The organism is Arthrobacter cryoconiti, from assembly GCF_020905375.1.
Taxonomy (GTDB): Bacteria; Actinomycetota; Actinomycetes; order Actinomycetales; family Micrococcaceae; genus Specibacter; species Specibacter cryoconiti.
Window position 1 is genome coordinate 49,955 of the sequence record NZ_JAJJBU010000002.1, and the last position, 8,806, is coordinate 58,760.

The 8,806-nt window shown below is 58.9% G+C and carries 9 protein-coding genes; 4 read left to right on the plus strand and 5 right to left on the minus strand.

Features of this window, described 5'->3' with window-relative positions:
* Window positions 1-83 precede the first annotated feature (83 nt).
* From LOH53_RS00160 to LOH53_RS00170, 3 genes are read right to left on the minus strand one after another with little or no spacing between them, the layout of a single operon-like run.
* Window positions 84-524: a DUF2177 family protein gene (locus tag LOH53_RS00160; RefSeq protein ID WP_230065701.1), complete on the minus strand. Its 441-nt coding sequence runs from the start codon at window positions 522-524 to the stop codon at window positions 84-86.
* On the minus strand, window positions 521-2,389 hold the full coding sequence (locus LOH53_RS00165) for an AMP-dependent synthetase/ligase (protein ID WP_230065702.1): 1,869 nt from the start codon (window positions 2,387-2,389) through the stop codon (window positions 521-523). Before LOH53_RS00165 ends, LOH53_RS00160 begins: the two co-directional genes overlap by 4 nt.
* Window positions 2,386-2,847, minus strand: coding sequence for a MarR family winged helix-turn-helix transcriptional regulator (locus tag LOH53_RS00170; RefSeq protein ID WP_230065703.1), 462 nt, complete (start codon window positions 2,845-2,847; stop codon window positions 2,386-2,388). Before LOH53_RS00170 ends, LOH53_RS00165 begins: the two co-directional genes overlap by 4 nt.
* A 142-nt stretch (window positions 2,848-2,989) precedes the next feature.
* On the opposite strand from LOH53_RS00170, the gene LOH53_RS00175 reads away from it, so the two are divergent.
* Complete coding sequence (locus LOH53_RS00175; RefSeq protein ID WP_230065704.1) at window positions 2,990-3,859, plus strand: DUF1295 domain-containing protein; 870 nt, start codon at window positions 2,990-2,992, stop codon at window positions 3,857-3,859.
* A gap of 220 nt (window positions 3,860-4,079) precedes the next feature.
* Here the strand turns inward: LOH53_RS00175 and LOH53_RS00180 are convergent, their stop codons facing one another.
* The gene (locus LOH53_RS00180; protein ID WP_230065705.1) at window positions 4,080-4,754 is read right to left on the minus strand and encodes an SDR family NAD(P)-dependent oxidoreductase; all 675 of its coding nucleotides are present in this window, start codon (window positions 4,752-4,754) and stop codon (window positions 4,080-4,082) included.
* Between the two features lie 227 nt (window positions 4,755-4,981).
* Between LOH53_RS00180 and LOH53_RS00185 the strand changes: the two genes are divergently transcribed.
* Both LOH53_RS00185 and LOH53_RS00190 read left to right on the plus strand, forming a co-directional pair.
* Window positions 4,982-5,851, plus strand: coding sequence for an aldo/keto reductase (locus LOH53_RS00185; protein ID WP_230065706.1), 870 nt, complete (start codon window positions 4,982-4,984; stop codon window positions 5,849-5,851).
* Between the two features lie 68 nt (window positions 5,852-5,919).
* Window positions 5,920-6,621 carry a type 1 glutamine amidotransferase domain-containing protein gene (locus LOH53_RS00190; RefSeq protein ID WP_230065707.1) on the plus strand — a complete coding sequence of 234 codons (702 nt, stop codon included), beginning with the start codon at window positions 5,920-5,922 and terminating at the stop codon, window positions 6,619-6,621.
* Between the two features lie 108 nt (window positions 6,622-6,729).
* On the opposite strand, the gene LOH53_RS00195 is transcribed toward LOH53_RS00190, so the two are convergent.
* On the minus strand, window positions 6,730-7,218 hold the full coding sequence (locus LOH53_RS00195; RefSeq protein WP_230065708.1) for an SRPBCC family protein: 489 nt from the start codon (window positions 7,216-7,218) through the stop codon (window positions 6,730-6,732).
* 171 nt (window positions 7,219-7,389) lie between these two features.
* Between LOH53_RS00195 and LOH53_RS00200 the strand changes: the two genes are divergently transcribed.
* Complete coding sequence (locus tag LOH53_RS00200; protein WP_230065709.1) at window positions 7,390-8,766, plus strand: NAD-dependent succinate-semialdehyde dehydrogenase; 1,377 nt, start codon at window positions 7,390-7,392, stop codon at window positions 8,764-8,766.
* The last annotated feature ends 40 nt before the right edge of the window (window positions 8,767-8,806 follow it).

Genomic DNA, 8,806 nt, shown 5'->3' on the forward strand with positions numbered 1-8,806 from the left:
AGCCATAACCTTTGCTTGCGTCACTCCACCCACCTGCTGACGGTGGCTACGGCAGCTACTGTGGATATTTCTACTCCGCCTCGTTACGGCACCGGTTGCTGCTTGCGGCCTTTTCGTAGCGCCGTTGACACCAGGAGGGTTAGCCACACCACTACGGCGGAGGCGCCAGCGCCCCAGAGGATATCGGTGATCGCAACACTGAGGGGAAAGCCTTTCAGGATTGAAAATGCCGTCAAAGCCCAGGTTGCGTAGCTGAAGAAGCCGAAGAGCGCCCCCGCAGCCACGCGTTGGCGCAGCGGGGCTTTGAGCTCGAGTGGGCGGACGCCGTAGTGCACTATTCCTGCCACGAAGATCAAGTAAAAGAATGCGCCTCCGGCCAGTTGTGGCGAAGTCGCCATCAGGTCCGGGATGTTCCTCTGGTACTGCGGCAGTGCAACCGTAAGAATCCAGACCACATCGATGAGGGCGAAAATCACCGCCGCGAGAACATAGTGCAGGAGCCAGGACTTGCAGCGCGAAGTCATGCTTGAGACCTTTTCTCTGCGTAAATTTTTTCAATAAAGATCAACGCACGTTCGGTAAAGATGTTCCGTTTAAGCTTCATGGTAGGGGTCACTAACCCGTTGGCTTCACTGAGATCGACCACCAGCAACACGATCTTCTTTACCTGTTCCGAGCGGGCAATCTTCGAGTTAGCCGCGGCCACCACCTTGCTGATGGCTTTGCGTAGGCGAGCATCGTCAACTTCCACGCACCCGCCGTCGTCCGGGGTTCTCAAGGTTTGGAGATCAGCGAAACCCTTACTTTGCGCCCATTCTGAGACAGAACCGGAATCCAAGAGGACCAGCCCGCCTAAAAAGGGTTTACCCTCACCCACCATGACCGCGTGGGCTATCAAGGGGTCGCTTTCCACATAGCCCTCCCAGATAGTGGGGGAAACGGTTTTCCCTCCGGCGGTAACAATGACGTCCTTGATGCGGCCGGTCAGCGTTAGGCGTCCTTGATCATCGAGGACGCCGGTATCGCCGGTGCGGAAGAAGCCGTCCTGGAAGGCCTGAGTGTTATCCGCCGCCCTGTTGTATCCGGCAAAAACCCCAACGCCACGGGCCAGCACCTCACCGTTTTCCGAGATGCGTATGGTGGTTCCAGGCATAGGCACGCCAACGGATCCTGACTTGATGGAGAACGGCAGATTTCCCGTCAGCGGCGCCGTGGTCTCTGTCAGTCCGTAACCCTCAATAACCGGCAAGCCCAGCCCCCGGAAGAACAGCGAAAGTTCGGCATCCAGCGCGGCTGCTCCGGAGAGCAGATACTCTAGGCGTCCGCCAACGAGTTTGCGGATCCGGGAGTAGAACAAACGGTCAAAGACTGCATGCCGAACCCGGAGTGAGAGCCCAGCTTTGCGGCTGGGATCGCTCTCGCGCTCCTGCGCCAGAAGCCCCCAGTCCACGGCAGTTGCCTGCGCCACTGACCACAGGCCACCAAGGTTCTTCTTAGCAGCGGCACCAGCCGCGGAGGCCTGGATCTTCTGAAGTACGCGTGGCACCACAACCAAAAATGTAGGCTTCAGAACCCCCAACGCCGGCACTATTTCTTTGGTCTCGCTGAGATGGGCAATGCGCATGCCGTTGGCCAGGCAAATGAGTTGCAGGCCGCGGGCCAGTACGTGGGCCATAGGGAGAAAAATGATGGTGTTCCCGGATTCCTTGACCACTTCGGTATAGGCCCCGGCAACACTGAGCACCTGGCCCACGAAATTTCCGTGTGTGATGAGTGCGCCCTTGGGGGCGGCGGTGGTTCCGGAGGTGTACACAATGGTGGCCACCGAGTCTAGGGTGGCCAGCAGGCGCCGAGCTTCAAGGGTTTCTAGGGCGATATCCGCGCCGCCATGGATCAGATCTTTCAGTGTTGCCCCCGTATCAGCGTCCATGCACCAGATCTGCCCGCCGGACACGCCGGCCTGCGCAAATCCTTGCTCCAGTAACTGTGCGTGCACGGCGCTGCCGGCGACAGCGAAGCGCACGGAGGCGTCTTGCAGGATAGCCGATACCTGATTCAGTGCTGATGTCTCGTAGATAGGTACCACCACGGCAGAGGCAAACCATGCAGCCATGTCCATGAGGGCCCACTCATACCGGGTGGGGGACATGATGGCCAGGGTTTCACCTGGTTCCAACCCAGCGGCTATCAACCCCTTGGCCAGAGCCCGGACTTCAGTGACAAATTCGCGTGTGCTTACCGGCCGCCACGGATCTGTGATGGAAGCATGGCTGGACCGCACCTCAAAGGCGATGTGTTCTGGTGCGGTGCGGAACCGCTTCATGAGCAGTTCAGTCGCATTGGGGTAGTCAGAGGCTCCGGACAAAGCTGGAGTGGTGATCTCTTTCATGTGGCGTCCTCGCTGGAAAGTATCTGCAGATGTGTGCGCATGAGATCTTGTGTGACATCAAGAAAAGCAACAACCGTGGTGATTTGATCAGCCGGGAGCGCTTGGAGCTTTTCGGAGAGGACCGATACCAAAGGCAATGTCAGGTCCAGAATGCGCTGGGACGCTTCCGGACTCGCGGACAGAGTTACCAAGCGCCTATCCGTTTCGCTGCGCTCACGGGACACATAGCCACGTAATTCCAAGCGTTTGGTGATGGCTGTGGTGGTGGCAGCGGTATAGCCCAATTCTTCGGCCAGCCGCCCGGAGGTGAGCGGCCCTAACTCCGCTAGCGCACACAATGCCCGGTAATCTGTGAGATTTAGCCCCAGCCTCAGTGCCATCTCCCGCTCGCTTTCCCGGACCAGAGCAACCAGGGCTCGTAGGGTTCCAGCAACGGGCTCACGCGACGATTCACTCACAGCTTCCCTCATCTTCTTAGGCTTCAATCATACTCAATTGCTTTTGATCATCAAAACAATTTGAGCAAGATAGAATGTGGGGGAAACCTCGTCACCGATGGATTCTCCGCTTACAGCCCGCAGTCAAGAGAGGTCACCTCCCATGGAACAGTCTGATCGTAAGGCGCTCGCTATTTTTCCCATGGCTTTGTTGATCGGAGCGCTACTTGCACTGGCTGGCAGCAGTGGCGGCAGCTTCATTGGAGCTATCCCCACCTTCACTCTGGCGGTAGCAGGTGCCATCGTGATTCAGTGGATTGTCTTCGTCCCCTCTTTCATGAAGCAAACCGAAAAGTTCTATGACATCACCGGAACATTGACCTATGTATCCATCACCGTGATGATCCTTTTGGTGACCCCCGATCTCGACGCCCGATCATTGCTCTTGGGCGGCCTGGTTTTGGTGTGGACCTTGCGGCTGGGCATCTTCTTGTTCCGGCGTATCAGCAAGGCCGGTAAGGATGATCGCTTTGATGCACTCAAGCCTTCTTTTGTCCGTTTCTTGAATGTCTGGACTATTCAAGGACTGTGGGTCACGTTCACGGCAGCGGCGGCGTGGGTGGCCATGACTTCCGGAAAATCGGTACCGCTTGATGGCTTCGCACTTCTCGGATTTGTCCTGTGGGCGCTGGGATTTGGTATGGAAGTCATCGCTGACCGGCAAAAATCGCGCTTCAATGCGGACGCGGCAAATAAGGGCAAATTCATTTCCACGGGCCTGTGGTCCGTCTCTCGCCACCCCAACTATTTTGGTGAGATCCTCTTGTGGATCGGCGTGGCCATCATCGCCTTCCCCGCACTGGAAGGCTGGCAGAACATTGCACTTATCTCACCGGTCTTTGTCATCTTTTTGCTGACCAAAGTCAGTGGCGTTCCCCTGCTGGAAAAGAAGTCAGAATCTAAGTGGGGCGGACAGGCCGACTACGAGGCCTACAAGGCGAAAACGCCGGTGCTGCTCCCGAAGTTCTTCTAAACCCACCAGTGAATGGTGCCCTTGTCGGTAGCTTGGGTTCCAAGCTCCAGGACGTTTCCGTAGCAGGGATTAGCCACGCCAGCGAAGATTTTTGGGCACTGAGCTGTCGTGATGGTCTGTGGATCCGAACCACAGGGTTCCCAGAACCCGGCATGCTAACCGTTAGCGGATTCCAGCCGACTTCTCCGATGCAGACTTATGAGCAACGCTGATAGGGCTGCTATTCCCTGCCGTCCTCGAGCGGGATGAGCATAGTGCGGAAAGGTCCAGCGACGGCGTGGAGGCTCCAAATGCGATCGGCGACGTCGTCGATGCCATTGACAAGCTTAAGCTTGGGAATGCCACCGGGGATTACTAGTTGCCTGACACGAATGCCCTCAGCCTTGAGTGAGTCGTGAAGCATCTCTCCTAAGGCGCTCTCGGCCGGAAACGCGAGCGACGTGCCTGCGAAGTCGGCACGCGCCTTCACCGAGGTTCCTCCGTTGATCAGGATGACGCTGCCTTCTCCTGCCTGACGCATCGCTGGTAGCACCGTACGCACCGCATGAAGGAGCCCGAGAGCCGAGAACCGCAGTGCTTCCAGCGCCAGCTCAGGAGTCATATCAAGCACAGGCTTCAGGTATTCCCGCGACGGGAGCGGGCTGTACTGCAACGTAGTTATAGATCCCAGCTCTGCCGCGGCACGCGCTAGGGCGGCCTCAAGCGATGCTGGTTCTAGCACGTCCGCGGCGTAACCACGGGCGGTCAAGCCACTGGCTTCGAGTTCCGCAGCCATCGCGTCAAGCTTTGATTGGTTTCTGGAGATCAAGGCTATCGAGAAGCCTTCGCGCCCAAACCTCCGCGCAACTGCCGCTCCGAGTCCCGGCCCAGCTCCAATGATGGCAATGACAGGCACAGTGAACTCCTTCGATTGATATGTTGTCTTGACAATAGCGCGGTCAGGTTAAGCAACAGATTTTAGACATCACCGGCCGAATACCCCGATTTCTGTGAGTATAGTTCACGCCATCATTCGCAGCGAGCGACGCAGACAGCGAGCGACGCAGACACTGAGCGGCGGCGGCCTTCACTGGGTGGCACGCCTAGGGGAATACGCGGCGGCGCTAGGGGGTTACAGCACCTATGAGAAATGACAATTCACGGAATCTGGAAATATCGGCCACCATCGATCTAAAGGATCTGGGAAGGGTCCATCGTCTAGGGTTCGGAGCCATGCGCATCGTCGGGGACGGCGTCTGGGGTGAGCCTGCGGACCGCGGCGCCGCGATCGCCGTCGTGCGCCGTGCCGTGGAACTCGGGGTCGACTTCATTGACACCGCTGATTCCTATGGTCCCAACATCAGCGAGGAGATCCTGGCTGAGGCGTTGCATCCGTATAAGGATGGCCTGAAGATTGCCACCAAGGTGGGGTTTACCCGCACTGGACCCGACGTGTGGGTTCCGGTGGGTCGCGCCGAATACCTGCGTCAGCAGACCGAGCTGAGCCTACGCAAGCTTAAAGTGGATTCCTTGGACCTGCTGCAACTGCACCGGATCGACCCCAAGGTGGATCCGGAAGAGCAATTCAGTGTCCTGCGTGAGCTGCAAAAAGAGGGCAAGGTCAAGGCGCTGGGCCTCTCGCAGGTCAGTGTGGCCGAGCTTGAGGAAGCCGGAAAATACTTCACCGTCTCCACCGTGCAGAACCGCTACAACCTCACCGACCGCAGTTCCGAGGACGTCCTGAACTATGCCGAGCAGAATGGCATCGGCTTTATCCCGTGGGCGCCGATTTCCGCCGGTGAGCTGGCACAGCCCGGCGGACCCTTGGATGAGGCTGCGAAACGGCTAGGTGCCACAACGTCGCAGGTGGCCTTGGCATGGCTTTTGCGCCGTTCCCCGGTCATGATGCCAATTCCAGGCACTGGCTCCGTGAAACACCTCGAAGAAAACCTGGGCGCGGCCGGCGTCGTACTCGATGACGAAACTTACGCGGAACTCGAAGCGGCTCGCTAACCGTTTTCCACCACAGACAAAAACAACACCCGCTGGCCCCGAAGAGCTGGCTAACAAGGAGCAAGAAGATGTCTAACATATTGATGGTCGTTTCCGCAGCCGATTCACTCACCATGAGGGACGGCAGCGAACACCCCACCGGATACTGGGCAGAGGAGCTGGTGGTTTCTCACAAAACCCTGCTCGACGCCGGCCACACAGTTCACATCGCAACTCCCGGAGGCGTGAAGCCCACGGTGGACCAAGTGAGCCTTGCGGCTGAATCGGCAGGGGACAAGGAAAAGGCAGACAGGTTCCGCGAATACATCGCTTCGATCGACGCTGAGCTGACCGCCCCGCTGGTGCTGGCCGAGGTGAGCATCGAGGCCTACGACGGCGTTGTCATGCCCGGCGGACACGGACCCATGACCGATCTCTACAAGGATGCGGATTTGGGCAGGCTGCTGATCGAAGCCAACAAAACCGGCAAAATCATTGCTCCGTTCTGCCACGGTCCGGCCGCTCTACTCAGCGCGGTGGATGACGACGGAAAGTTCGCCTTCGAGGGGCGCCGCCTGACAGTATTCACCAACGAGGAAGAACTCAATGGCGGCACCGGGCCCAACACTCCTTGGTTCGTTGAAGACGTCCTGAAGGAAAAGGGCGCCATCATCGAAAACGCCGCCCCCTGGAGCTCGCATGTGGTCCGCGACGGCAACCTCATCACCGGACAAAACCCTCAGTCCAGCGAAGACGTCGCCAAGGAAGTCATCAAAGCACTCCAGAAATAGCCACGCTCTGAGACGGGTCCGGCACTCAGGACCCGTCTCAAGCAAGGGAAACACTCGTGGCGGCATCCCACCTTGGGGTTTGCCCTGGTAGTCCTCAAATCATCAGGCCTACTCACTTGCCGCGATGGACTCTGCGATCCGCTTAATCGCGGCCAGCGTTTTCGGGATGCCCGCTAGCGCCTGCTTGGTGCGATCCGCGATCTGGGCGCCAGCCTCCTCACCATACTTTTCGTCGAACATGGCGATACCACCCGGCAGGAACTCCCAAGACTCGCTCAGGATCGTCCCAGTATCTGCTGGAGACAGGGTGTAGCCCCACCGGACGAAGCTGCCGCCCACCACCCAGGCGAACTCGAGACCGCGCTCGGCAGCAACCACCTGCGAGCGGGTCTCCCACGACCGGTCTGGGAGCTCATTGTGCCCAGTGAACCAAGCACCAAGCTGACCGGCGTCGGCCTCGTGATCCCACCAACACGAGGTGCAGACCGGACTCCACTCCCCAGTGCGAGTGATGTCGGAGACCAGATCGTAAAGGACCTGTGCTGATGCCTGGACCGTGACGGACTCTTCATGATGACGTTTGCTTATGTGACTCATGGGTCCATCCTCACACAGTGTTCATTTCTTGAGCCGGCGGCGGCCCCACGCCAGTCTTCCTGCTGATGACGGTCTCCAGGACGGCAGCTCCACGCCTACTCTTCGGTGCCGTGGATTGGGCGCTCCCACAGCGTTTTCCTACGCAGCCAACGCTGGCGGTAGCGTAGAGCTATGACAGCTTACAAGGTAGTGAACCCCGCCACTGGCGCCACCGTCGAGGAATTCGCCGACGCAACGGATGCGGAAGTATCATCCGCCATTGCTCAATCCCATGTGGCATTTGGCCGGTGGAAAAACTCCGCGATCCCTGACCGCTCTAGCATTTTGCACAAGGTTGCCGGGCTATACCGGGCTCAAAAGCAGTCCCTCGCCGCGATCATCACCGAGGAAATGGGAAAGCCCCTGCGGGAGTCCCTGGGCGAGGTGGACTTGGTGGCAGACATCTTTGACTACTACGCCACGGAAGGCCCCGGCTTCCTTGCGGATGAGTTCCTTACCGTTCGCGGCGGCGGCGAAGCCATCGTCCGCACCGCTCCGGTGGGGCCGCTCCTTGGCATCATGCCGTGGAACTACCCCTATTACCAGGTCGCCAGGTTCGCAGCGCCTAACCTCATGCTCGGTAACACCGTCATCCTCAAGCACGCCCCGAGCTGCCCCCGTTCTGCACTGGCTATTGCAAAGATCTTCGCCGACGCCGGTCTCCCGGACGGCGCGTACGTCAACCTTTTCGCTAGCAATGACCAAGTGGCAACGATCATTGCAGACCCCGGGGTCCAGGGAGTTTCACTGACGGGAAGCGACCGCGCAGGTTCGGCCGTGGGAGAAGTTGCGGGCAGGAACTTGAAGAAGTTCGTCCTGGAACTGGGCGGATCAGATCCCTTCATTGTGCTTGATTCTCAAGACATGGCCGCCACGGTCAAGGCTGCTGTGATTGGACGCATGGGCAACGGCGGACAGGCCTGCACTGCGTCCAAGCGATTCATAGTGTTGGAGGATGTGTATGACGATTTCCTTGAGCTATTCACAGCCAAAATGGCGGCGATCGTTCCAGAAGATCCAGCCAGCACGTCCACCCGCTTCGGGCCCTTGGCCTCCGAGAGTGCCGTGGGGGGAGTCATCGCGCAAGTGGATGATGCGGTCGCTAAGGGTGCAACACTGCTGACCGGCGGATCCCGTCTTGAACGCCCGGGCGCCTTCATGCACCCCACTGTGCTGGCGGACGTCACCCCTGAAATGCGTGCTTTCCACGAGGAAATCTTCGGGCCGGTTGCCGTGGTGTACAAGGTCAAGGACGCCGAGGAAGCCATCGCTTTGGCGAATAGTTCAGCCTATGGACTCGGCGGAGCGGTCTTTAGCGCCGACCCCGAAAAGGCGAAGGAAGTGGCGGACCGCCTTGAAACCGGAATGGTCTGGATCAACAGTCCCACCGGAACCCAAGCTGACCTCCCCTTCGGCGGCGTCAAGGCCTCGGGCGTGGGCCGCGAATTGGCCAAGTATGGCATGAGCGAGTTCGTCAACAAGAAACTCATCCGCACCCCACTTTCATAGCCACAAAAGAGCAGCGGGCCCCCACCCCGCAAGGGGGGGG

What these genes read in the sequence shown, in the direction of transcription:
- LOH53_RS00200 (WP_230065709.1), top strand. Translation starts at nt 7,390, where the DNA reads ATGACAGCTTACAAGGTAGTGAACCCCGCCACTGGCGCCACCGTCGAG.
- LOH53_RS00190 (WP_230065707.1), top strand. Translation starts at nt 5,920, where the DNA reads ATGTCTAACATATTGATGGTCGTTTCCGCAGCCGATTCACTCACCATG.
- LOH53_RS00175 (WP_230065704.1), top strand. Translation starts at nt 2,990, where the DNA reads ATGGAACAGTCTGATCGTAAGGCGCTCGCTATTTTTCCCATGGCTTTG.
- LOH53_RS00165 (WP_230065702.1), bottom strand. Translation starts at nt 2,389, where the DNA reads ATGAAAGAGATCACCACTCCAGCTTTGTCCGGAGCCTCTGACTACCCC.
- LOH53_RS00195 (WP_230065708.1), bottom strand. Translation starts at nt 7,218, where the DNA reads ATGAGTCACATAAGCAAACGTCATCATGAAGAGTCCGTCACGGTCCAG.
- LOH53_RS00160 (WP_230065701.1), bottom strand. Translation starts at nt 524, where the DNA reads ATGACTTCGCGCTGCAAGTCCTGGCTCCTGCACTATGTTCTCGCGGCG.
- LOH53_RS00185 (WP_230065706.1), top strand. Translation starts at nt 4,982, where the DNA reads ATGAGAAATGACAATTCACGGAATCTGGAAATATCGGCCACCATCGAT.